Source organism: Methanobrevibacter gottschalkii DSM 11977 (assembly GCF_003814835.1).
Lineage (GTDB): Archaea > Methanobacteriota > Methanobacteria > Methanobacteriales > Methanobacteriaceae > Methanocatella > Methanocatella gottschalkii.
In genome coordinates this window covers 495,159-517,642 of record NZ_RKRG01000002.1, presented here as the reverse complement: position 1 = coordinate 517,642, position 22,484 = coordinate 495,159, and the positions used below count along the sequence as shown (strand labels likewise).

General features: G+C 30.4%; 26 protein-coding genes and 1 tRNA gene. 6 read left to right on the top strand and 21 right to left on the bottom strand.

The window, feature by feature from the left end; genetic code table 11:
- From hdrA to EDC42_RS06395, 7 genes are all read right to left on the bottom strand, one after another.
- A complete protein-coding gene (gene hdrA, locus EDC42_RS06425; RefSeq protein WP_069574322.1) occupies nt 1–2,310 on the bottom strand; it encodes a ferredoxin:CoB-CoM heterodisulfide reductase subunit HdrA in 2,310 nt (769 codons plus the stop codon).
- A complete protein-coding gene (gene hdrB / locus EDC42_RS06420) occupies nt 2,307–3,248 on the bottom strand; it encodes a ferredoxin:CoB-CoM heterodisulfide reductase subunit HdrB (RefSeq protein WP_069574324.1) in 942 nt (313 codons plus the stop codon). The genes hdrA and hdrB overlap by 4 nt, the downstream gene beginning before the upstream one ends.
- Nucleotides 3,229–3,837, bottom strand: coding sequence for a ferredoxin:CoB-CoM heterodisulfide reductase subunit HdrC (gene hdrC, locus EDC42_RS06415; RefSeq protein WP_069574326.1), 609 nt, complete (start codon nt 3,835–3,837; stop codon nt 3,229–3,231). Before hdrC ends, hdrB begins: the two co-directional genes overlap by 20 nt.
- 10 nt (nt 3,838–3,847) lie before the next feature.
- The gene (locus tag EDC42_RS06410) at nt 3,848–5,101 is read right to left on the bottom strand and encodes a methanogenesis marker 16 metalloprotein (protein WP_069574328.1); all 1,254 of its coding nucleotides are present in this window, start codon (nt 5,099–5,101) and stop codon (nt 3,848–3,850) included.
- A 13-nt stretch (nt 5,102–5,114) separates the two neighbouring features.
- Nucleotides 5,115–5,885 (bottom strand): phosphosulfolactate synthase, encoded by a 771-nt coding sequence (comA, locus tag EDC42_RS06405; RefSeq protein WP_069574330.1) that lies wholly within the window; start codon nt 5,883–5,885, stop codon nt 5,115–5,117.
- A gap of 150 nt (nt 5,886–6,035) precedes the next feature.
- Nucleotides 6,036–6,323, bottom strand: a complete 288-nt coding sequence (locus tag EDC42_RS06400) for a UPF0058 family protein (RefSeq protein WP_069574332.1) — start codon at nt 6,321–6,323, stop codon at nt 6,036–6,038.
- 385 nt (nt 6,324–6,708) lie between these two features.
- A complete protein-coding gene (locus tag EDC42_RS06395; protein WP_069574335.1) occupies nt 6,709–7,425 on the bottom strand; it encodes a UPF0280 family protein in 717 nt (238 codons plus the stop codon).
- A gap of 36 nt (nt 7,426–7,461) precedes the next feature.
- Here EDC42_RS06395 and EDC42_RS06390 point away from each other — a divergent pair, with 36 nt between their 5' ends.
- The 4 genes from EDC42_RS06390 to EDC42_RS06375 all read left to right on the top strand — a co-directional run bounded on the left by EDC42_RS06390 (nt 7,462) and on the right by EDC42_RS06375 (nt 11,213).
- Entirely contained in the window at nt 7,462–8,841 is a 1,380-nt protein-coding gene (locus tag EDC42_RS06390; protein WP_069574342.1) for a P-loop NTPase family protein, read from the top strand.
- Between the two features lie 110 nt (nt 8,842–8,951).
- Nucleotides 8,952–9,668, top strand: coding sequence for a methanogenesis marker protein Mmp4/MtxX (gene mtxX / locus EDC42_RS06385; protein WP_069574343.1), 717 nt, complete (start codon nt 8,952–8,954; stop codon nt 9,666–9,668).
- A gap of 17 nt (nt 9,669–9,685) precedes the next feature.
- Nucleotides 9,686–10,450, top strand: a complete 765-nt coding sequence (uppS, locus tag EDC42_RS06380; protein WP_069574346.1) for a polyprenyl diphosphate synthase — start codon at nt 9,686–9,688, stop codon at nt 10,448–10,450.
- A gap of 1 nt (nt 10,451) precedes the next feature.
- Entirely contained in the window at nt 10,452–11,213 is a 762-nt protein-coding gene (locus tag EDC42_RS06375; protein WP_069574349.1) for a TatD family hydrolase, read from the top strand.
- Here the strand turns inward: EDC42_RS06375 and EDC42_RS09540 are convergent.
- From EDC42_RS09540 to EDC42_RS06360, 3 genes are read right to left on the bottom strand one after another with little or no spacing between them, the layout of a single operon-like run.
- Complete coding sequence (locus EDC42_RS09540; protein ID WP_069574412.1) at nt 11,210–11,578, bottom strand: hypothetical protein; 369 nt, start codon at nt 11,576–11,578, stop codon at nt 11,210–11,212. The two genes, EDC42_RS06375 and EDC42_RS09540, sit on opposite strands and share 4 nt — an antisense overlap.
- Nucleotides 11,579–11,595: 17 nt before the next feature.
- Complete coding sequence (locus EDC42_RS06365; protein ID WP_069574352.1) at nt 11,596–12,093, bottom strand: hypothetical protein; 498 nt, start codon at nt 12,091–12,093, stop codon at nt 11,596–11,598.
- Complete coding sequence (locus EDC42_RS06360) at nt 12,090–12,485, bottom strand: hypothetical protein (RefSeq protein WP_069574356.1); 396 nt, start codon at nt 12,483–12,485, stop codon at nt 12,090–12,092. The genes EDC42_RS06365 and EDC42_RS06360 overlap by 4 nt, the downstream gene beginning before the upstream one ends.
- 98 nt (nt 12,486–12,583) lie before the next feature.
- Between EDC42_RS06360 and cobM the strand changes: the two genes are divergently transcribed.
- Nucleotides 12,584–13,336 (top strand): precorrin-4 C(11)-methyltransferase, encoded by a 753-nt coding sequence (gene cobM, locus EDC42_RS06355; protein ID WP_069574360.1) that lies wholly within the window; start codon nt 12,584–12,586, stop codon nt 13,334–13,336.
- 33 nt (nt 13,337–13,369) lie between these two features.
- Here cobM and EDC42_RS06350 read toward each other — a convergent pair whose 3' ends face one another.
- The 11 genes from EDC42_RS06350 to hypA all read right to left on the bottom strand — a co-directional run bounded on the left by EDC42_RS06350 (nt 13,370) and on the right by hypA (nt 20,997).
- Nucleotides 13,370–14,398, bottom strand: coding sequence for an acyltransferase (locus tag EDC42_RS06350; RefSeq protein ID WP_069574366.1), 1,029 nt, complete (start codon nt 14,396–14,398; stop codon nt 13,370–13,372).
- 75 nt (nt 14,399–14,473) lie between these two features.
- The gene (locus tag EDC42_RS06345; protein WP_069574368.1) at nt 14,474–15,205 is read right to left on the bottom strand and encodes a flavodoxin family protein; all 732 of its coding nucleotides are present in this window, start codon (nt 15,203–15,205) and stop codon (nt 14,474–14,476) included.
- 284 nt (nt 15,206–15,489) lie between these two features.
- Nucleotides 15,490–15,921 carry a hypothetical protein gene (locus tag EDC42_RS06340; RefSeq protein ID WP_198923026.1) on the bottom strand — a complete coding sequence of 144 codons (432 nt, stop codon included), beginning with the start codon at nt 15,919–15,921 and terminating at the stop codon, nt 15,490–15,492.
- A 5-nt stretch (nt 15,922–15,926) separates the two neighbouring features.
- Nucleotides 15,927–16,871 (bottom strand): methionine synthase, encoded by a 945-nt coding sequence (locus EDC42_RS06335; protein ID WP_069574370.1) that lies wholly within the window; start codon nt 16,869–16,871, stop codon nt 15,927–15,929.
- The gene (locus EDC42_RS06330) at nt 16,868–17,182 is read right to left on the bottom strand and encodes a DUF1894 domain-containing protein (RefSeq protein WP_069574372.1); all 315 of its coding nucleotides are present in this window, start codon (nt 17,180–17,182) and stop codon (nt 16,868–16,870) included. Before EDC42_RS06330 ends, EDC42_RS06335 begins: the two co-directional genes overlap by 4 nt.
- Nucleotides 17,182–17,640: a DUF1890 domain-containing protein gene (locus tag EDC42_RS06325; protein WP_069574377.1), complete on the bottom strand. Its 459-nt coding sequence runs from the start codon at nt 17,638–17,640 to the stop codon at nt 17,182–17,184. Before EDC42_RS06325 ends, EDC42_RS06330 begins: the two co-directional genes overlap by 1 nt.
- Nucleotides 17,641–17,654: 14 nt before the next feature.
- Nucleotides 17,655–18,737, bottom strand: coding sequence for a hypothetical protein (locus EDC42_RS06320; protein ID WP_069574381.1), 1,083 nt, complete (start codon nt 18,735–18,737; stop codon nt 17,655–17,657).
- A 38-nt stretch (nt 18,738–18,775) separates the two neighbouring features.
- A tRNA-Ala gene (locus EDC42_RS06315) sits at nt 18,776–18,848 on the bottom strand.
- Between the two features lie 55 nt (nt 18,849–18,903).
- Nucleotides 18,904–19,935 carry a DUF354 domain-containing protein gene (locus tag EDC42_RS06310; RefSeq protein WP_069574385.1) on the bottom strand — a complete coding sequence of 344 codons (1,032 nt, stop codon included), beginning with the start codon at nt 19,933–19,935 and terminating at the stop codon, nt 18,904–18,906.
- A 15-nt stretch (nt 19,936–19,950) separates the two neighbouring features.
- On the bottom strand, nt 19,951–20,601 hold the full coding sequence (hypB, locus tag EDC42_RS06305; RefSeq protein WP_069574388.1) for a hydrogenase nickel incorporation protein HypB: 651 nt from the start codon (nt 20,599–20,601) through the stop codon (nt 19,951–19,953).
- Between the two features lie 18 nt (nt 20,602–20,619).
- Entirely contained in the window at nt 20,620–20,997 is a 378-nt protein-coding gene (gene hypA / locus EDC42_RS06300; protein ID WP_069574392.1) for a hydrogenase maturation nickel metallochaperone HypA, read from the bottom strand.
- A gap of 180 nt (nt 20,998–21,177) precedes the next feature.
- Between hypA and EDC42_RS06295 the strand changes: the two genes are divergently transcribed.
- Nucleotides 21,178–22,317, top strand: a complete 1,140-nt coding sequence (locus tag EDC42_RS06295; RefSeq protein ID WP_069574395.1) for an aldo/keto reductase — start codon at nt 21,178–21,180, stop codon at nt 22,315–22,317.
- Nucleotides 22,318–22,484: the final 167 nt, after the last annotated feature.

The following is a 22,484-nucleotide window of genomic DNA, read 5'->3' as shown; positions in this document are numbered from 1 at the left end:
TCATAATTCAGCTTCATCTAATTCTTCAATTTTTTTATCGAAATCAACGAATTTGCGAGCTAATCCTGAGAAGTATGGAATATATACCTTCGAAAATGTTACTCTTTCCGGATTTTCACCCATTTCATAAATTCTATCTTTTACCCTTTGGATTTTACGTTCCACTTCATCATACATTAAATCTCCAGGGAATTCGCCAATAAATACACCATCAGCACCATTTTCAAGAGCATATTGAATATGTCTTGGCCTTACACGATTTACTGAAATCACTTTAATAATATGGATAGATTCAGGGTAAGACAATCTATTTACACCAATATTATCAGCAGCAGTATAACCAATGTTATCTAAAAATACCAATATTGTACGTTGACCCTCTTGTTTTTTAGACAATACTCCTTTTATTGTGGACATGATTTTCTCATCAATGTTACCATTAACTGTAATTGCTCTTTGATTACATCCAACAAGGCACTTTCCGCAACCAGTGCAACTCATCGGATCGATATAAATCTCATCATTTTGTATGCTCATAGACTTATATTTACATCTCTCTATACAGTCACCACAGACTATACATTTTTCAGTGTCAATTTCTGCAATGAACGGTTCAATTTCCACTCCACCATAATTGTATTCATTTACTTTTGATGCTGCTGCAGTTGCCTGCATAATTGAATCAGTGATATCTTTCGGATCTTGTGCGGTTCCACATACAAATATTCCTTGAACATCAGTCGCTACCGGTTTGATTTTAGGGTGTGATTCTTTAATAAATCCATCCTCAGTAGTACCAACATTTAAAATTTCAGCAATTTCTATTGTGCCCTCAGATGGTTCCATTGCAGTTGATAAAACTACCATATCAGCTTCAATTTCTACAAATTCACCTTTAATTGTATCTTCTGTTCTTACAATGAAGTTATCTCCTTTTTTAACTACTTCACCAGGACGTCCTCTAATAAACCTAACTTCATTTTCCTGAGTGTGCTTATAATATTTTTCAAACATTCCAGGAGTTCTAACATCAGTATAACAAATTAAAACATCAGTATCCGGATATTTATGCTTAATGATATTGGCATTTTTTAGTGCTATTGTACAGCAGATTTTAGAACAATATCTATGTCCTTCTGGTTTTTCATCTCTTGAACCAACACATTGAATCATAACAACACGTTTTGGAACTTCACCATTAGATTTTAAGAGTTTACCTTTGGTTGGTCCGTTAACACCAGTAATACGACCTAATTCAGATTGTGTTATTACATCATCATAACGGGTGTATCCATATTCCGGTCTTTTTTCCATGTCAAATAACTTATGGCCTGTTGCTACAATAACAGAACCTACTTGAAGCGGAATCCTTTCAGGTTTTCCTTTAAGTCTAATAGCTTTCATAGTGCACTCTCTAAAACAATCTCCACATTTAGAACAGTTTTCCATGTCAATTACATAAGCTTCAGGATAGGATTGTCCAAAAGGCCTGTAAATTGCTTTTCTTAAAGATAAATTATCATTCCAATCATTTGGAACTTCAACTTCACACACTTCCGCACAATTACCACAAGCAATACATTTTTCAGTATCAACATATCTTGGAGATCTCTCCAGTATTAGATTATAAGTTCCAGCACGTCTTTCAGCTTCAATAACCTTAGTATTTGTCAAAACTTCAATATTTTCATTCCAAACAAGTTCATTTAAAATCGGATTTAAAAGACACATACCACATTCTTCTGCAATTTTAACAGGTGAAAATACCTTACCAATTTTAGCCATATGCCCTCCAATCGAAGGGGATTGTTCAATTAAGGTAACTTTTGTTCCCTGCTTGGCAAGAGATAACGTTGCATTCATTCCAGCTATTCCACCACCGATAACAGCAACTTCATCAGGAGTTTGGCAATAAATCGGATCTACTGCATCAGATTGTTTAACTTTCTCAATAGAAGCATTTATTAAAGTAATAGCTTTGTGAGTTGCTTTTTCATTATCCGAATGTACCCAAGAACACTGTTCTCTTATATTTGCCATATCCATCAAATAGGGATTTAATGGTTTGATATAATCCTGAAAAGTTTTTTCATGGCTTATCGGCGAACATGCTGCAACTACAACACGATCAAGATCATGGTCAAAAATTGCATCACGAATTATTTTACGTCCATTAAGTGAACATAAATTTTCAAACTGTCCGATGAATTCTACATCCAATGCATCCCTTACTTCATCTAAATCAATAGTATCTGCAATATTTCCCCCACATTCACATAAAAACACACCAATTTTCAAATTATCCCTCATTTGTTGACCTCCTTTAACTCTTTAATTACTGAATCTATCGGTACTGTGTGAGCTTTAACACCTATTACCTTATCAAAATCTCCTCCCATAGCCAATGCAATAAACTGAGCTATATTTAGATGTATTGCTCTGAATTTTCTGCCTTCACGTTCTCCGATTAAATGTTGATACCTATCAAATTGAATATGGCAATTCGGACATAGATGAACTAAAATATCAACATTTTCATCATCTATTGAATTCATTTTGTCAGCAGTTGCTGTAAATGACAAATCAGGATTAGAATACCTCTGCCTAAATCCAGTCCCACATGTTGCACGTTTGTAATCATACCAACCAATAGTATTACAACCACATGCTTCAATCAATTCATCAAGAATATTAGGATCCCTCACACCACCAATAGTATCCTCATAGTGTACTTTACAGTAATGACATCCATGGTGTGTTGCTATTGCATAATCACTTAAATCATATTTAATATTATCTTTAATTTCATCTTTTTTACCATACAAAATATCCACAACATGAAAAATATTTTCTGTTGGATTTAAATCATCTTTTTCATATTTTAAGTGAGACAAGTCATTATCATCAAATAGCTTGTTAATATGATTTCTCAAATCATCTTTTTTGTTGAGTAATTTTACTGATTTTTTATTAATTGCATAACATGTTGCACACATCATAACTAAATTTTTACGACCTAAATTACCTGCTATTTTAAAATTACGTGCTCCAATAGCTGTTGTATCAATCTGATCAAACACATCAGAATAATGACCAAGCCCAGTACAACAGGTTTGATTTTCTGAAATTGCATAATCAATTCCCAATTTATCAAAAACAAACTTTGTTGATGATTCAATACCTGGATATTCAACACTAACAAGACAGCTTCTAAATAAAAGAATATCACTATCTGGAATTACTTTCATTTTTATCCTCCTGTGTTGACCTTATTGTTTCAATTTTATCTTTAAAACCGGTAATGGTCAAAATTTTACTTACTTCATCAATAACTTCTTTTGACGGCATTAAAGGAGGATTTAAATCTAATTCTTTTCTAATTTCATCTAAATGTAATCTAAAATCCCACCATCCCGGCACATCACGATCAATATCTTTGAAAAATATTTCAGGAATTGCTCCAATAGCTGCAGTAAAATAAGAATCTGCAAAACCCATGTATTCATAAAGTTTATCATGTCCAATTTCGTTTTTAATTGCAAACTGCTTTAAAATTTGATTTACTTCACATACACTATTTCCAACAGGACATACACTATGACATGTATAACAATAAAAACAATTCCAGATACAATCATCTTCAATAATTGATACATCACCATCCAATACTCTTTCAATAATATCACGAGGATTATAATCAGAATGTAATGCTGCAGGACATGTTGAAGTACACATTCCACATTGAACACATTTTAAAACACCTTCTTCTTTAGAGTTTTTTACATCTTCAATAATCTCTTCAGCAAAATCAATCGGTGAATCCGTAATTTTTTGCATTTTAAAACACCTATAATTTAAATTCCTGATTTTGAATCAATTTTTTTAACTTTAAGGATAATTTATTTCCCCTTAACCTATCAGATTGTCTGCAGATAATTGGAATATTTACATCTTCATTATCAATTGTTAAATCTACACTTCCCATATTCATATCAAATGCATCATGGCGACAATAATTAGCACACATTCCACATCCAAAACAATGTGTGAGATCCAATCTTTCATTTGCAAATGCATTTGTTGGACAGACCTCTTCCACAGTGCATGAATCACATTTATAACAATTAGCCCTGTCGTATTGTGGTCTTAAACTATATTCACCCCAAAGTTTAGCATAATTGGTTTCAGTTAGCGGCAGATGACGTCCTTTGATATCGGATACAGTAATGCTAATTTTATCATCAGTTATTAGTAAATTATTATAAATTTCTTCATTTAATACTGGTATTGGAATGGCTACTGTATCATAAACTTCCCCGCCCTGGCCTGTTTTAAAACCGCCAATATAATATGAATCCATTTGCATCAAATCTGCAGTCAACATTAAATTTGGTTTTTCAGCACTTGATCTTGTTCCATTACCAAGTACATAACCTTGTGTTCCATTTATAAGAATTTTAGTTCCCTCTTTTATAACGTTTTGAGGAACATCATTCTGAAGCGGATTCAAATCACCGCATCCTGAGAAGGTTAATCCACTCAAGTTTCCTCCAAGAGGTTTTGCAGCAAATATTGATGAAATATCTTCTTTATTTGGGTTTGTAAAAGCAGTGTAATTTTTAAATGCCATACGAGTTCCAATAATTTGCGCTCTTATAATATCCTCTTTAGTTATTGTATTATTGATTGTTTTGCCATCTGCACTTTCAACCCTTACATCAATTTCTTTTCCTTCAAGTATGTCTTTAAATAAGAATCCTCCACCATAATTTTCATTATGAATGGAATGTGCAGTTCCATGAATAATTACATCAACAGAACCTAACCACTCATTTGGACACGGGCCTGCATATGCTGGAACTCCGTTTAAATAAACTTCATTTGCTCTTATAAATTTACCCGGTTCAGATACTACAAAATTTAAAATAGCTGCTGTCCCACTCATTACACCACATGTTCCGCATGTAACGACATCAACTTCATTAAAACTTGGTGTTTCATCATTTTTTATGAGTTTTTTAAATTCTTCTGCAGTGTAAATATTCGCTTCGCCATTGGTGATTTTTTCGTTAATTTCACCAATTGTTCTATTATTCTTCAATTGATACACCTTTTTATAATTTTCCGAAGGTATCTCCTCTTAAACCTCTTCTTAGTGTTTCAAGAGATGTGATTTCATCACTAGAAATATTTCCTAAATTAACAGTATTTCCAAGTTTTAAAATGAAAAACACTTGCTGATTTTTATTTGGTGCTTCCCAAAGGATTTTTTCTCCTTTGATGCTGTTTAGGATTGTATCAATTTCATCTTCTTTAGCATTTCCTTTACTATCAAATATTCCAATATTCTTTCCGCCCTCGCGAGCTTCTACAATTATTAATGAGGAACCTGCATTAAGTTCATCAGCCATATTAGAAATTCTCTCGTCAATAGACAATTCCTTATCTAAAATTGGATTTTTTTTACCAATTTCAGATAACACTTCAAAACCTGATTCTTTTGCTTTTTCAATGCATTCCAATTTGTTTTCATGAGGGATATCTGTTGATCCATCTGATACTTCAATAGCTGGAAAACCTAAATTATGTGCTTCATCAAAGAATTCTTCAAGTTTATCTTTTGTATAAGCAAGTTCAAAAAGTGTTCCTCCAGTATAGGGAGTAATATTATGAGATTTATACATTTCAACTTTAGATTTAATGATGTCCTGTTCATGAACAATGGATGTTCCCCATCCAAACTTTAAATAGTCTACGTATTCACCTGAAATATCCATTAAGCTGCTTGCAGTTTCAAGACCTAATCCCTTATCTAAAACCATTGTTAAACCGGATGTTCTAGGCTTTTTTTCCCTTTTTATTGATAAAAATTCAAAAGATTTCAAAAATATCAACTCTAATAACTTTAATTTTAATATAACAATAATATAACGATAGTTATTTTTTTTATATATTTACAATATTTATATGTATATATGGATTATTAAGATTTTGCTTTCAAATGAATAAGAAACAAAAATAAAAATAAAAGAAGATTATTTTGCACTAAGTTCAACTTGAGACCTAGTTACTAAATCTCCAAGTGAGTTGCGAACATTGTCTGGAATTGAATTATTCTCTTTATCTGCAACAACTTGCGCAATAATTTTACAAAGGACAAAAATAGCATGTTTATGTTCTGCTTTAGTTTTATGAATATGATGAGGGCTTATTTTTAGGGATATATATTCACTACAATCATTTGTAATTTGGTCATCTTCTGCTAAATATTTTAAAACATATACTAAAAATTGGTGTAATTGTATCATTTCATCTTTATACATTGAATCTCCCCATAAGATAACTATTCCGTTAGTTAAAGTTACTCCTATAATCTTTATACATTATATATACTATTACTCCTATTTAAATATTGCATTCAAAAATACAGTACATTAACTAAATGTTTCATTATTATTTAAAGTAAAATTTAAAAATTTTGAATAAATAAACAAACTTATTTATCCAAATTATACAATTAAAAGACATTAATAAAAACAAAATTATTACTTTGAACAAAAATAGATTAAATAAATATAAATTTTATAACATTTCATTTAAACGAAATAATAATATTATAATTCCATAAAAGTAATTTAAATAAATATTAAATTAAAAAGAATTTTAACACTGTTAAACTAATCATTTTAATTTAAAATAGTTAAAATGTTAAACAATTTTTACATCAAACTCTTTAGTCTCAATAATTTTTGGTAATCTGCCAACAGTTCCCACATTATTTTCTGAAATTATTAATAGACCGTCAAAAAATTCACTATAATCCTCCCCGCATTCCAAACCCTTTGAAACTTTTTCTTCACTATTACTACCATTAACTTCATTAGCAACTCGGGTTGCAATTCCATCTGAGATGGCAGATGATTTTGAAATAACAGTAACACTGTCTGATTTGCCAAAACTTATGGAGTGCCCAATTTTTCCTGATGAAGTGCAAATCCCTAAAGGTTTTTTTCTAGGTTTAATTTTAAAAGCAATATCATTTCCCAGAACTTGATTATTGGAATAAATTCCGCACAATAATGATGAATCATTTATAAGGGCAATATCTCCACCATTTTCCACAATGGAATATTTAGAATCCTGTTCAATTAAATAATTAAGCGACAATTGAGATATTGCACCTGCAACACAAGCCATTGGACCAACATCAGCAATATTGGATGCATCAATCATTGTTTTTACAATTAATGGAAGATTATCTTCAGATTTAATCGGTTCTAATGACAATGCAAATTCCTGATTTTTAAAAATATAATTTTTTAAATCCCTTCTAATAGAAAATATGTATCTTTTTAAATCATGACAACTAAGATCAGTTGTTAATCTGATATGCGTTTCATCTAAATTAATTTCAGAAATATCCATATAATAATATATATCATTAAATCAATATTAATTTTTATGAAAGCTATTAACAAGATGCTATGTTTGGTTGATGGTGAACACTACTTACCTGTTACACAACAAGCAATAGATACTTTAAACAACTTGGAGCATATTGATGTTGCTGGTGCTGTTTTTATTGGAGGAACTGAAAAGCTTAGAGATGATTCGGAAGAAACATACTCACAAAAACTAGGAGTTCCAGTTCAATTTGCAGAAGATAAAGATATTCCATATGATATTATCGTCAGTATGATTAGACAATATAATATTGATACAGTCATGGATTTAAGTGATGAACCAATATTGGATTATCCTAAACGGTTTAAAATAGCTTGTAGTGTACTTAATGAAGGAATAAGTTATGAAGGTCCGGATTTTAAATTTGAACCTGTATCACAATATGACATTATGAAAAAACCATCAATTACAATTCTCGGAACTGGCAAACGTATTGGCAAAACTGCAGTATCCGGATTTGTATCTAGATTAATTGACAAAAATAATTATGAACCTTGTGTAATAGCTATGGGTAGAGGCGGACCTAGCGAACCTGAAATAGTCCATGGTGAAGAATTAGAAATAACCTCAAAATTTCTCCTAGAACAATCTGAAAAAGGAATTCATGCAGCAAGTGATCATTGGGAAGATGCTTTAATGAGTAGGATATTAACCATAGGTTGTAGACGTTGCGGCGGTGGAATGGCTGGCGAAGTATTTTTGACCAATATGAAAAAGGGAGCAAAGTTAGCCAATGAAGTTGATTCAAAATTAGCAATTTTTGAAGGTAGCGGAGCTGCAATACCCCCTATCAAAACTGATAAAAAAATCACACTTGTTGGTGCAAATCAACCAATTGAAACAGTAACAGGTTACTTTGGACCTTACAGGATTTCACTTGGAGATTTAATTATCTTAACAATGTGTGAAGAACCTATGGCATCAAAGGATAAAATAGCTAAAATTGAAGAATTCATACAAGAAATTAATCCAGATGCTCCAATTATTTCAACAGTATTTAGGCCTAAACCATTAGAGGACATTTCTGGTAAAAATGTTTTATTTGCAACTACCGCACCTGAAGGTGTTAAAGACAAACTAGTTCAGTATTTAGAGAAAAATTACAAATGCAAAATCATTGGTACAACATCCCATTTATCTAATAGGCCGCTTTTACGTGAAGATATGAAAAAATATATGGATAATGCCGATGTGATGCTCAGTGAACTTAAAGCTGCCGCAGTTGATGTTGCAACAAAAGATGCAATAAATGCTGGTCTTGATGTCGTTTACTGTGACAATATTCCAATTCCAATTAATGATACATATCCAGATTTATCAAAAACAATCATTAATTTAGTAAATAGCGCAATTGACAATTTTGATAATCAAATATAAATTGAGGATAAAATATTCCTCTTGCTTTTTTTAAGTTCCATAATGTTTAAATTAAAGATAACCATTCAAGAAAAATTAATTTATATAAGATAATACTAAAAGTTATACTAATGAAAACAATAGCTATTGGTGTTGGAAAAAATGAAAATATAATACAAGCTTGTCATATTTTTAAAGAAAAACACCCAAAAACGGATTTAAAACTAATATATCGTGATGAAGACTTAGTGCGTGCAGTTTTAGATAATAAAATACATGGTGTGGTTCGCGGGTCACTTCCAGCTTCTAATATTATGAGGGAATTAAAGGAAATCTACCCAGAGATTACCCGAGCAACTTATGTTAATGGAGACGAATATGAATTTCTATTAACACCTGTTGGAATCGATGAAGGCAACAGTGTAGAAGATAAATTAAATATTGTCAAAAACTGCATTGCTTTTTATAAAAGACTTGGAAAAACTCCAAAAATAGCAGTTCTTGCAGAAGGAAGAAAAGATGATTTTGGAAGAGGCGAAGAAGTGTCAAAATCTATTACAGACAGCGAGAAACTAACAAAACTTATCCAAGAAACTACTGGAGAAGAAGTTAAAAACTATTATATTCTAGTTGAAAAAGCAATTAAAGATGATTGCAATATTATTGTTGCCCCAAACGGAAGAGTGGGAAATATCATATTTAGGACATTAGTTTTACTTAATTCCTGGCCAAGTTATGGTGCAATAACCTTTGGAATGGATAAAATATACATTGATACAAGCAGAGATCAAAGTATTGAAGGGTATGTTCGTAGTTTAATATTAGCAAATACTCTAGATAACTTTTAAATAAAAAAAGGGATAACATGGCAGAAAATATACTTTACAGATTATATGAATGGTACATCTCAAGGAATTTAGTTCCTGAAAAAATGCCAAAACATGTTGCTTTTATTATGGACGGCAACAGAAGATACTCAAAATTACAAGGAAACATTGATGTTGTTAAAGGACATGAAATGGGTGTGAATATTTTAGAAAAAGTAATGGATTGGAGTATTGAACTTGGAATAGAGATTATTACTGCTTATGCTTTCTCAACAGAAAATTTCAATAGATCAAAACATGAAATAGATGGATTAATGAACTTATTTGTCATTAACTTCAAAAGATTAGTGGACAATCCGAAAATACATAAATATGAAGTAAAAGTTAAAGTAGTAGGCAGAACTGAATTACTTCCGGATAATGTGAAAGAAGCAATAAAAGAAGCAGAAGATGCAACAGCACAATATAATAAAAGATTCCTCAACTTAGCTATTGGATACGATGGACGTTTAGAAATTATTGATTCGTTTAAAAAGATTATTAAAGATGTGCAAGATGGAAAAATATCTATTGATGATGTGGATGAAGAACTTGTAAGTAAAAATCTTTATACAGCAGGACTTGATGATCCTAATCTAATCATTAGAACCAGCGGGGAGGAACGTTTAAGTGGATTTTTACTTTGGCAATCTTCATACTCAGAATTATATTTCTGTGAAACTTTATGGCCGGAACTTAGAAAAGTTGATTTTATAAGGGCAATCAGATCATATCAGGCAAGAGAAAGAAGGTTTGGTGCATAATATGATTGATACACATTGCCATATTGATTTTGAAGATTTTGATGATGATAGGGATGAAGTTATCAAAAGAGCCAAAGATAAATTAGATAATGTAATTGTTTCAGGGTACAGTAATGACAGCAATATGGACGTTTTGAAACTTTCAAAAGATTATGAAGGTTTTATTTATCCAACTTTCGGTTTTCACCCTGTAAGTTCACAAAATGCAACTGATGATGAAATAAAAACTGCTCATGAAAACATTGTTGAACATTTAGATGACATTGTAGCCATTGGTGAAGTTGGAATGGACTACTTTTATGTAACCGATAACTCATTACGCAAAAGACAGCAGAAAATATTCACCGGTTTTTTAGAATTAGCTAATGAATACAAAAAACCAATTGTAATGCATGTAAGGGATTGTGAAAAAAAAGCTGTTAATATCATCTATGAATATGAAGATATTCCTTATTTTGTTTTTCATTGCTATGGTGGTAGCTTAAAAACTGCAAAAAGAATAATGAATATGGACAATGCATATATGAGCTTTTCTACTATGCTCTGCTATTCTAAACAGCACCAGGATTTGATTGAAAAAATAGACTTGGACTATATTTTAACTGAAACGGACAGTCCTTATTTGGCAATGACAAAAGAAGAGAGAAATGAACCTGCAAATGTTGTAAATGCAGTTTATAAAATAGCTGAAATTAAGAATATGGATATCGGCACAGTTGATGAAATTACCACAAGCAACGCTTGTAATATTTTCAAAATTTAGTAATGAAGTGTGAAATTTAAATTAATAAGCACATCTCTTTCTTCTTTAACTGCTTCAATTTCAAGTTCAAAGTCTGATAAATCATCCATAATCAGTTTTATTAAATTCCAATCAAGCAATGAATCATTGAAAAATATTGTGAATTGGTTTCTATCAATAACAACTGGTTTTCTACAGAATATTTTAAAAGCATAGAAGTATAATTCAATTCTGAAAGTTAAATCTTCCCTATCCCCATTTCCATTGATGAAATATTCCTCCAAATCGTTCTGCAATATTTTACCTTCATCCCCAGTATCCACTTTAAAAGTTTCCATTTCTTTTAAATCTTCCATCAACTGCTTTTTTTCATCTTCACTATACATGAAATCAATATATGTATTTATACCCATTTAACATTAGCGGTCGTGTAAACATAATGAGGTGAAAAAACTGGATTATAAAGTTTATTGGTGGCATTTATTGAATTAAAACTAACTGCAATGGATTTTCTTAAGTTATAATTTATCCTATCCCCAATTGAAGTTAATTCTTTATTATTGAATCTGTCAGATGTTTTTGCATAAACTTTAAACTGGATTTGTTTTTTATCATAATTATTATCTCCTCCAAGCTCAGTATATGAAATATTAACTATCTCAACAGAATATGGTTCCAATACATTCATTTTAGAATTTGAATAATCACTGTAAGCATCTGCAGGATAAATTCCGCTTGATGATGTAGCAAGCCCTTCTATAACACCGCTGTGTGCTGCTGCCATTGCAATATTTAGTTCATTTTCATCTGAAATAAACACAATAGAAATCATTAAAACGATTATTAGTGTTCCAAACAGAAATAATAACTCTGCTGAAATCTGTCCATTGTCACCTGTCATGTTATCACAATTTTTCCATCATCAGATTTTGAAATATAATATCCTCTCCCGCTGATTAATTTATATTTAGAATCCATATTCAAAAGAGGAAGCATAGTTTCACCTTTCTTATTATCATATTCTATTGTCAGTTTGGATTTATCAACAGTAATTTCAAAATAACCTTTATCCGATGGCAGTTTAATGTATTTTGAATAACCAACACCATTTGAATTAACTTGGCTAATTACACAAGAAACATCATTTAAAATGATTCTATGAGATACAGAATCTTCAATATTAATACTTGAGTTAATAAGTGATGAGGAATAAAACAATAAACCACATCCAATTGTAAAGAGTATAAATAATGTAAAAATGTATTCAACTGAAACAAAACCTCTATCATTCATATTTTCTAATTAATTTAAATATTAATAAAGTTTGCTCAGATTAAAATTCAATTTTGATACATAATAATTAAATAATACTTGAAATAAAAAATTAAAATATGAAAGGAAAAGTTATATTCATTGGTGCGGGTCCTGGAGATCCTGAATTAATAACTGTTAAAGGAAGGAATGTCATAGAAAAAGCTGATGTAATTATTTATGCAGGTTCACTTGTAAATCCTGATGTTTTATCTCCTGCTCGTGAAGACTGTGAGATTCATAATAGTGCCTATTTAAATTTAGATGAAACAGATGCAATCATTACAAAAGCAGTTGATGAAGGAAAACTAGTCGCTCGTGTTCATACAGGCGATCCATCAATTTATGGAGCAATTGCTGAACAGATCCGTGAACTTAAAAAACATGATATCGAATATGAAATTATTCCTGGAGTAAGTTCATTATTTGGTACTGCAAGTGTACTCGAAGCAGAATTAACCTTACCGGAAATTTCACAAAGTGTAATTATTACCCGTCCAGAAGGTAGGACTCCAAAACCAGATGGTGAAAGTTTAGCAAGTTTTTCCAAACATCATGCAACAATGTGCATTTTTTTAGGTATTGGTATGATTGATAAAGTGGTTGATGAATTACTTGTAGGTTATGAAAAAACTACACCTATTGCTGTTGTTAAAAAAGCAACTTGGCCAGACCAACAAATAATCAAAGGAACCCTCGAGGATATTGCACAAAAAGTAAAAGATGCCAATATAACAAAGACTGCAATGATTATAGTTGGAGATGTTTTAGACCCTGGAGATTTTAATGCATCTAAGCTATATGACAAAAACTTTAAACATGAATATAGATAAATTTCATATTCATACTTTTTTATTCTATTTTTCTCAATAAATACCGCACAACTTGCTGATAATAGGCATTTTAGACAAAACTGCAGCAATAACAATAGAAATTACAGCTATTAATAGAAATATTGCTGGAATCATACTAAATTGAGTAACTGGCATGTATTTAATAATTGCATTTACAATAAAACCGTGCATTAAGTAAATCGTAAAACTAAAAATACTTAAATAGTAAATAAAGCTACCAATAAATGAATTTTGAACAAATGAATGTAGTTTTGATAAAACAAACTTTGGTCTAAATTTAGCTAATTTACTCATATACCTTAAAATCAAAAATAACAAAGCACATTGAACAATAATTGAATAGGACTCTATGTAAAATACATGACTAAAATTAAATGCATAATAACTATTTAAAGCAAGAGAAATAATAAAAAGAACACTGCATATTACAACCATAGGAAAAGAGTATATATTAAACTCTTTATTTGCTAAATAATAACCTAAAACTGCATATCCAATATATATTCCTACATTGTTGAATATGAAATCAATATAATAAGTTTCATTTAGCTGCATATTTGTTAATATAACTAAAAATACCCATATAATCAAGAAATATTCTGCACCTTTAATCCCATATTCTTTAATAAAGGAATTAAATATGGGAATAACAAAATAAATCCCTAAAATTGCACATACAAACCATGGAAAACCAACTTGAACACTTGCTTGAACTAAATTATCATAAGTAAAACCTATAAAAATTAGAACTGATAAATATCCAATAATCTGCCAAAAAATTGTTGGAATTAATACTCTGGCAAATCTTCTTTTTAAAAAATCAGATAAATTATATTCCCTGCCAATCAGCAATGCCCCACTAATCATGAAAAAAAGAATAACACCCATTCTAGCAACTGTAAGATAAGAAAGAAGAGTGGGAGATGTTAAATAATCCATATTAGTGGGAAAATTTTGAATTGTATGAGCAAATATTACGCATAAAATTGCAATAGCTCTTAATTCATCTAAATAAAAAATTCTGTTTTCCCTTAAAACCATTATAATCCCAATTAATTAATCAGTACAATAAATTTATCATTTCAGATATATAACATTACTTTAAAATCCATATTATTATTTAATTGCTTTTTTTAAAACATTAAATACAATTTTTGCAAATACAATTTTTGGAATATTCAATTTGACTTCCGGTGAAAAATCATGATTAACTAAACCAGTATTAAACCAATATTCCTTATCTGCCTTTATAGGATCTTTTGATAATGCCATAGCTCTCCATACATTATAAAATATAATATCTGTAAACTTAGGAGAATGTAATTTGTTCGATATTAAATCAAATGCAAATTTTTGAGACACTTTATTAACTTTATCATTATCCAATGAATCATTCCCACCACAAGCAAATGATATTTTATAAACTTTATTTACTCCCCAATGCCTTAATGTTTCATCAATGTACTTAGCTACTTTTTTATGACCTGCACCAGCAGTTGTAACAACAACCAATGCTTTTTTAGTAAAAAATTCAGGCCTATGATACAAATAAGCAGTATGATCAAAGAAGTTTTTCAAAAGTCCTGTAACATTCATCGCATAGACTGGCGAACCAATAATTAAACCATCACATTCGTGCAACTTCTCGATTATTGGATCGATTTTATCATAATGAGGGCATTCTGTCTCACTTTCAAGAATACACTTAAAACATCCGTTACACATGGGGATATTTTCCTTAATTAAATTTATTTCTTCAAAATCACCATTTAAATTAACTTTTGCTTGTTTAATAACATTATAAGTATTCTGTTTTCTAGGAGATCCATTAATAACTAAAAATTTCATTTAACCACCTAATCTGGAATAATTATTTTAAATTTAAAATTTTTTATCAAAATCTTCTTCAACAACATATTCTAAATATTTCATAGAACAATCAGTATTTCTTAAATAAGATGTTTTGAATGATTAGAACAATATTTTCAACTGCATCCCTACATCATAAAAATAATCTTCTTTCAAATAATGCATTAATTTAATAAACTTCACATATTAATTATAATTTTTATAACAATTAAGAATATATAACTACCGAAGTAATGTTCATCAATTAATTTCTTTTTTATGAGCTAAATGAATACCAATATGACCAGTTCCCAAATTATAGTGGAAAATATTAAAAGTATATTATCTGAACAAATCCCTAAAAAGACAAATGCCAAAACAGGCAATGTAGCACCGGGGAGTGGAATTTTTAAAAAGTCACTATACATATCTCCCATTGTCTTATTGCTTTTAAAATATTTAATCCAATAAAATTCATATAATATCAATATAATAAAAGGAATTGCAACACAAATAGACAAATTAAAATTAACACCGCAAAATAAAGAAAATATGCATACCAATACTTGTCCAACACGTTCAAAAGCCAATAGAATGATATTTTCTCTTTTAGAGTACTTTTCATAATCCGTTGGTTGAAATTTATTCCACAACACATTTGGAATAAACAACATTATTAAAAATAGTAATCCGATAAATGAAAATCCGAAATACATTTTACCTATGCATATTTATCTTTAATTTCATTCATCAACTTTAATTTTTCAAAAGCAACATCTTTTGGTGACCTTCTAAGACCGCAATCCGGATCTAAAAGCAAATTGTCCTTCCCAACAATTTCAATAGCTCTACTTACTAACATGTCAATGTCACCAATATCATCAACAGTATGCACCGATGAATCAATACATCCAAATCCCACTTTTTTATTAGTAAGCAATGATGCATTTTTCTCTAAAACCCCAAGATTTATGTTATTTCCTGCGAATTCCATATCTAAAATATCAATGTTAAATTTTGCAAGGTCTTTGAATGCATTAGATAAAATACCGCATACATGCATTCCCAAAGGTATATCCAAACCATCATGAATTATATCAATAGCTTCACGAGCTGTATTCATATCCACCATTCCAGTGGATAAAAATGGTTCATCTATCTGAATATAAACAGGTTCTACTTTTTTAGCTATTGAATCTACTTCAAATTTTAGACTATGTGCTAAATCAATGATTGCATCTTCTTTGTTTTTATAAAAAGATTCAATTCTTGAAGAGTGGACTATAGTATTTGGTCCGGTAATAATTCCTTTAATTCCTTTACCATCCGGAATGTTGCCATTATAATACTCTTTCATGACCTTTTTTGCATATTGCATATCTTTAATAGAGATTTCCTTAATTGGATTTCTTATTTTAGAAACGATTACTGTATTTCCATCCTCAATTTTCATTCCTGGAATATATTTTGTAAAAATAGAAACCATATCTCCCCTAACTTGACCGTCGGAAATTATATCTACTCCAGCATCAAGCTGAGCAATTACACTACTTCTGATTGCCTCTCTAAAAGGATCATATAATCCTAAAGTATTTAATATTTTATCTTTAAAATTAGATGGGGAGCTTTCCTTAGCTGGAAAACTGCCTACAACAGTTGATTTCATTTTTTATTACCAGTATCAAGTTTTCTGATTTTTTCAATTTCTTCTTCATTTATCGGAAGTTCGACAACAGAAGTTCCATGACAAGGTTTGGTATATGGAATGAATACAGTTCCTTTATTATGGTCAAATCCAATTGGAATTGGAGGAATACCAATTACTCTAACACCTAAAACTTCATCTCCCGGCTTAACATACACTAAATCATCAGCTTTGAATCTGATAATCATGGCACAATCTTTAAAACCAGCTTTTGAAGCATGAATTTCATAATCATCAGATTGTTGAAGGTAAGTATCTAAACAGAATGACATTATTCAAACTCCTTAATAGCTTTATCAAATTTAACTTTAATCGGTGAAGGATTATGGAATGCTCGAACAGCAGAAATTAAAGCCTTGCTTCCACTTTCTTCAATCATATTAACAAATTCTGCCACTTCATCAGCATCTCTTGAAAATACTAACGCAATGGATTTGGTATTTAAAATTTGATCAAATGTTACAAAAAAGGAAGCTGCCGCATCTTTATGTACAAATCCAACAAGTAAATCATAATCTCCTTCGTTAATTTCACCTAATGTTCTTTCCAAATCAATTAAATTAAGATTATATAATCCTTCAGGGTCAGATATTTTTACTAATTTGGATGCTGCAGGATTAGCTGCAATTGTAGTATCATAACCCATTTTAGTTAACTTATTAAATACATAAACTGCCATTGGGGTTTGTGCAGGAGTTTCTGGACATCCAAGCAATATTAAAGCTTTCATTTAATTACCTCTAATTATGATCTTGATTTTAACGAGACTACATTAGCTAAAATTAATGCACCTACAAATAAGAATGTTAACAATGCCATACCATTGATGGATCTGTTAAATATAAATAATCCAATTAATGATTGTGCACAGAATGCTGCTAATGCACCTGTTAATAATACTTCCCTTCCCAAGTATTTTTTATTATTTTTCTCTCTTTTTTCTCTGTACATATTTAATACTTTAAATCCAATGATGATTGTTCCAAGTACAAATATCATCAGACCAATGAGACCCAATATTCCAAAGTCGAATCCCCATCCAAATATACCTGGAAGCATATAATCAATTGTATCTTTTTGGTTTACAAGCACACCAAAGAATAGTGGGAAAGGCAATCCAAAAAATAAAATTAATTGCATTGGCAAAGTAATATATCCTTCAGCAAATGCTGTTCCATCTGCTCCCCAATAAGAAGCATTTGCATTATGCCCTATTAATTGAATGTTGTTTAATACCATTTTAATACTTGATAAAGAGTATTGTTCAATTCTACCTAATCTTAAAAGTGGAGAGAAAATTGTCATGCCAGATACACGAGCAAGAACTTCTAAAAAAATAAAACCTGCTCCAGCTGCACCGAAAAACATCATGATTCTCTTTAATGTAAATACAGATTTTTCTCTGAAAGATTTGGAAATCATTAAGTATCCTAAGAATAAACCAAGTAACCATAAAATTAAGAAAGATCTGTGCATTAATCCACCGAATACTGTAATTCCAGCTAAGAATAAAATTACAAATCTTCTAAGTGGTCTAATATCAACACCAGATTCCGACATTACTTTTAACGAAGCAAGTGCAGTTACAGCACCAAGTAATGCAATTGGTCCAAATGGGTGAGTAAATTCCGCTTGACTTGAAAATAACACAAGAAGTGCAATATCCGCACCAAAAAGAAGTGTTAATCCTCCCATTATGAATAATGATAAGAAGGTTACAATACTAAGTGACAATGGAATCAAGTTAAGACAAAAGACTAATGTTACAAACAACATTAATCCAACTTCTAAAATTAATTGTAAATGGTTTTGAGCAATCAACAACATATTATAATCACAATTCTCTTTTATTTTTTAAAATTAAATGGACTGACCGGGATTTGAACCCGGGGCCTCCGCCATGCCAAGGCGACGATCTACCATCTGAGCTACCAGCCCAAAAATAAATAAATTAAATATTATATAAAGTATTTAAAATTTGTATTATAAATAACTATTTACCATTTTTAGCTAAATCATATAAGTTATCTATAATAATTTGGAATAAATCATCAGTTTTAACATCAATCCTTTCATGAGGATTAACGATAAATTCCAAAGCTTTATGGATAACTTCATCAGTATCCTGAGATCTATACATTAAACCTTTATTAATGTAATATTGGTCAACAGATAATGTTTTACCGGGATAACAGGAAATAACCGGAGTTTGCAATATTGCAGCTTCCCTATTCATTGTACCTCCAGCACCAATAACCAAATCACATTTTTTAATGATATTTGAAGTGTCGACAGGAGGTTTTAAAATAGAAACCCCTTCAATTCCTTCAAAAATTTCAGCTTGTTCTTTAAATCTTGGAAGAATTAAAATATTTGCTACATTTTTCAGTTCATCAACTATTGGAGATAAAACTGATTTTCTACAATCAGCATCCAAATAGGATGCAAGGGAAGGTTCTGGCCTCATCAAAATAGTTTTAGGATGAGTTAAATTTAGATTTAAATCATCGAATATATTATCATTATACTTAAAATCTTTAAAATGCATTAGTTCAGAAGTTCCGTCATAAGAAATAATGGTGTTTGGATCCGCACCAAATTTCATTAATTTCCACATGTCAATAATTTTTGGTGTAATAATTCTATCACACAAAGGAAGAGTTAATTTATTAGCAGCTAAAGCATGTTCATTATCAAGCACATATAAACTTGGAATTCCTAAACCAAAACTGATTCTTGGAAGTTCAATTGAATGCTTGCTAAGTGCAACATCCACATTTTCATCATGAATCACATCAACAAGATTATAAACTCTTGAAGTGCTTTCTTTAAGCTTATCATATAAGCTTACACCATGTTTACCAACAGAAATGAAATCAATATCATACATTTCCATTAATTTATGGATATCACCAAATTGCCTTGCTGTAACGATTACATCCTCACCTTCAGCTTCTAGATACTTAATAACATTCTTAAAAAACCTAACATGAGGTGCATTTGAAATATCTATCCATACTTTCATAAAATCACCATGGATTTAGTTCATAGCTTCTTCAATAGTTGAAATGATTTCGTCTAATCCTTTACCTTCTTTTAAGCTAGATTTGATTATTTTAATTTTAGGATTCAATTTTTGAGCATCAGCAACCATTTTATCAGCATCAGCACCAACTGCATCCGCTAAATCAATTTTATTGATAACAACAACATCTGAAGTTTGGAAAATAATTGGATGTTTTTCTACAGTATCGTCACCTTCAGTAACACTAACAACAACAATTCTTAAATGGGAACCTAATTCAAAGTCAACAGGACAAATCAAATTACCCACATTTTCAATAATAACCATATCCAAATCATCTAACGGCAAATCTGCAAGTCCGTGACCTACCAAATGTGCATCCAAATGACATTCTTTACCAGTGTTTAATCCAACTACAGGTACATTGTGTTTTTCTATACGTCCTGCATCAAATTTTGAGATAACATCTCCTGCAAGAACGCCAATCTTATAATCAGTATTATCAATAATATCTTCCACAAGAGTTGTTTTACCAGAACCAATTGCTCCGACAAAATCAACACAGAATATGTTTTTATCTTCTAAATTTTTTAAGTTTTTATCAGCTAATCTTTTATTAGCATCCATAATATTTTTTGCAACTTCTACATCAGCAACTTGGTGCATATTATTACCTCCTTAAATTTAAGCATCATCAGGTTTTTCAATAACAATATTTTTAACAATGATATCTTTTCCATTCAATATATCAATTTTAAGACTATTGCATTTAGGACATTTAACAAGTGGTGCATAGTGATCACTATCATCAAGTACAGCATTACCGTGGAAATCACAATCAAAACATTTCATTTCAACGGGAACTTCCTCAAAATTAATTTCTGCATCCTCCATTATGGTGTTTTCAATTAAAACACCTAAGATAAATTGCAGTTGTTCCGGATTAATCATAGCTAATCTCCCAACTTCAATTGTAACTTTGTTAACTTCAGTAGCATTATTTTCTTTTGCAGTATCTAACACTGCATTTATAATACCTTGAGCCATAGATAATTCATGCATTTTACTACTCCTTAAACATTAATATACTAATTATAGTTTTGTTAATTTATAAAAGTATTTAATATCCAGAGAATATTCGAGTAATACTTAAATTTAAAATTATTTAAATTAATGTTGAGTTTAACAACATTTATATATAAATAATCAAAAAATAAGTAATAATTAATAGGAGATAGTATTATGAATTTTAAATCTAAATTTGGTTTTGGATGTATGAGACTTCCAACAACCGATGAAAACGATCCATCATCAATCGACCAGGATTTATTTAATAAAATGGTTGATATTTACATGGAAAAAGGATATAACTACTTCGATACATCTTACGCTTATCATAATGGTAAAAGCGAAGTAGCTATCAGAAAAGCACTAGTCGAAAGATATCCCCGTGAAACATTCAAGATTTGCGATAAAATGCCTACTTGGGCATTAACTAACAGTGAAGACAACGAAAAATTTGTTAATGAAATGCTTGAAAGACTTGGAATTGATTATTTTGATGTATTTTTCATACACAATATCAACGGACCATGGCTTAAAAATGCAAAAAATGCAGATACCTTTGAATATGTTAAAAAAATGAAAGAAAATGGCATTGCACGTGAAATTGGATTTAGTTTTCACGACAAATCAGATTTATTAAAAGAGGTCCTTGATGAATATGGAGATATCTTTGATATTGTTCAATTAGAACTCAATTACCTTGATTGGGAAGATCCGGCCATTGAAGCTCATAAATGTTATGATTTATGTGTAGAACATGGGCTTGACGTTTATGTAATGGAACCTCTAAAAGGTGGGGTTATTGTAAATCCAAACGATGAAATTAAAAATGATTTTAAAGAGTTCAATCCAAATAAATCAATAGCCAGTTTTGCAATAAGATTCTGCGCATCACTTGAACATGTTAAAATGGTATTAAGTGGCATGAGCAAAATGGAAGATTTACTTGATAATTGCGATACCTATGAGAATTTCAAACCGTTGAATAGAGAAGAAAACGAATTTTTAGAAAAAATGGCTCAGAAACTTTCAGACAATCTTGCAGTATCATGCAGCGAATGCGGATATTGTGTTGATGCATGTCCAGAAATGATCCCTATTCCGGAATATTTCAATCTATACAATACAAGTAAGAACCAACCGGAATCCAATATTTACAGATTATATTTCGATAAATTAGGGGATGAAAAAGTTCCTGCAGATGAATGCACATATTGTGGAACTTGTCTTGATTATTGTACTCAAAAAATAGACATTCCAGAAGAATTGGAAAAAGTAGTGGAACATTTCCAAGAGGGATTCTCACCTTATGAATAACTAGCTTAAGACACCCGTATTTTTAATTCTTTAACCATTTCGCCATTTTTATTTATTTTTGTTGCTTTTCTATAATATTCAACAGCTTTAGGGAAAAAACCTGAATGATAATGTATTAATCCCATTAAGGCCAACGTTTCTGCATTTTTACTGTCAAAATCAAGTAA

Coding starts and splice junctions, on each gene's coding strand:
- EDC42_RS09540 (WP_069574412.1), bottom strand. CDS start 11,578: ATGTATAGTGAAGATGAAAAAAAGCAGTTGATGGAAGATTTAAAAGAA.
- EDC42_RS06295 (WP_069574395.1), top strand. CDS start 21,178: ATGAATTTTAAATCTAAATTTGGTTTTGGATGTATGAGACTTCCAACA.
- hypA (WP_069574392.1), bottom strand. CDS start 20,997: ATGCATGAATTATCTATGGCTCAAGGTATTATAAATGCAGTGTTAGAT.
- EDC42_RS06325 (WP_069574377.1), bottom strand. CDS start 17,640: ATGAAAGCTTTAATATTGCTTGGATGTCCAGAAACTCCTGCACAAACC.
- EDC42_RS06310 (WP_069574385.1), bottom strand. CDS start 19,935: ATGAAAGTATGGATAGATATTTCAAATGCACCTCATGTTAGGTTTTTT.
- EDC42_RS06400 (WP_069574332.1), bottom strand. CDS start 6,323: ATGTATAAAGATGAAATGATACAATTACACCAATTTTTAGTATATGTT.
- EDC42_RS06375 (WP_069574349.1), top strand. CDS start 10,452: ATGATTGATACACATTGCCATATTGATTTTGAAGATTTTGATGATGAT.
- EDC42_RS06365 (WP_069574352.1), bottom strand. CDS start 12,093: ATGACAGGTGACAATGGACAGATTTCAGCAGAGTTATTATTTCTGTTT.
- cobM (WP_069574360.1), top strand. CDS start 12,584: ATGAAAGGAAAAGTTATATTCATTGGTGCGGGTCCTGGAGATCCTGAA.
- EDC42_RS06350 (WP_069574366.1), bottom strand. CDS start 14,398: ATGGTTTTAAGGGAAAACAGAATTTTTTATTTAGATGAATTAAGAGCT.
- uppS (WP_069574346.1), top strand. CDS start 9,686: ATGGCAGAAAATATACTTTACAGATTATATGAATGGTACATCTCAAGG.
- hypB (WP_069574388.1), bottom strand. CDS start 20,601: ATGCACCAAGTTGCTGATGTAGAAGTTGCAAAAAATATTATGGATGCT.
- EDC42_RS06395 (WP_069574335.1), bottom strand. CDS start 7,425: ATGGATATTTCTGAAATTAATTTAGATGAAACGCATATCAGATTAACA.
- EDC42_RS06340 (WP_198923026.1), bottom strand. CDS start 15,921: ATGTATTTCGGATTTTCATTTATCGGATTACTATTTTTAATAATGTTG.
- mtxX (WP_069574343.1), top strand. CDS start 8,952: ATGAAAACAATAGCTATTGGTGTTGGAAAAAATGAAAATATAATACAA.
- EDC42_RS06390 (WP_069574342.1), top strand. CDS start 7,462: ATGAAAGCTATTAACAAGATGCTATGTTTGGTTGATGGTGAACACTAC.
- hdrB (WP_069574324.1), bottom strand. CDS start 3,248: ATGAAAGTAATTCCAGATAGTGATATTCTTTTATTTAGAAGCTGTCTT.
- hdrA (WP_069574322.1), bottom strand. CDS start 2,310: ATGAGGGATAATTTGAAAATTGGTGTGTTTTTATGTGAATGTGGGGGA.
- EDC42_RS06330 (WP_069574372.1), bottom strand. CDS start 17,182: ATGTCATTCTGTTTAGATACTTACCTTCAACAATCTGATGATTATGAA.
- hdrC (WP_069574326.1), bottom strand. CDS start 3,837: ATGCAAAAAATTACGGATTCACCGATTGATTTTGCTGAAGAGATTATT.
- EDC42_RS06360 (WP_069574356.1), bottom strand. CDS start 12,485: ATGAATGATAGAGGTTTTGTTTCAGTTGAATACATTTTTACATTATTT.
- EDC42_RS06320 (WP_069574381.1), bottom strand. CDS start 18,737: ATGTTGTTGATTGCTCAAAACCATTTACAATTAATTTTAGAAGTTGGA.
- EDC42_RS06335 (WP_069574370.1), bottom strand. CDS start 16,871: ATGAAATCAACTGTTGTAGGCAGTTTTCCAGCTAAGGAAAGCTCCCCA.
- EDC42_RS06345 (WP_069574368.1), bottom strand. CDS start 15,205: ATGAAATTTTTAGTTATTAATGGATCTCCTAGAAAACAGAATACTTAT.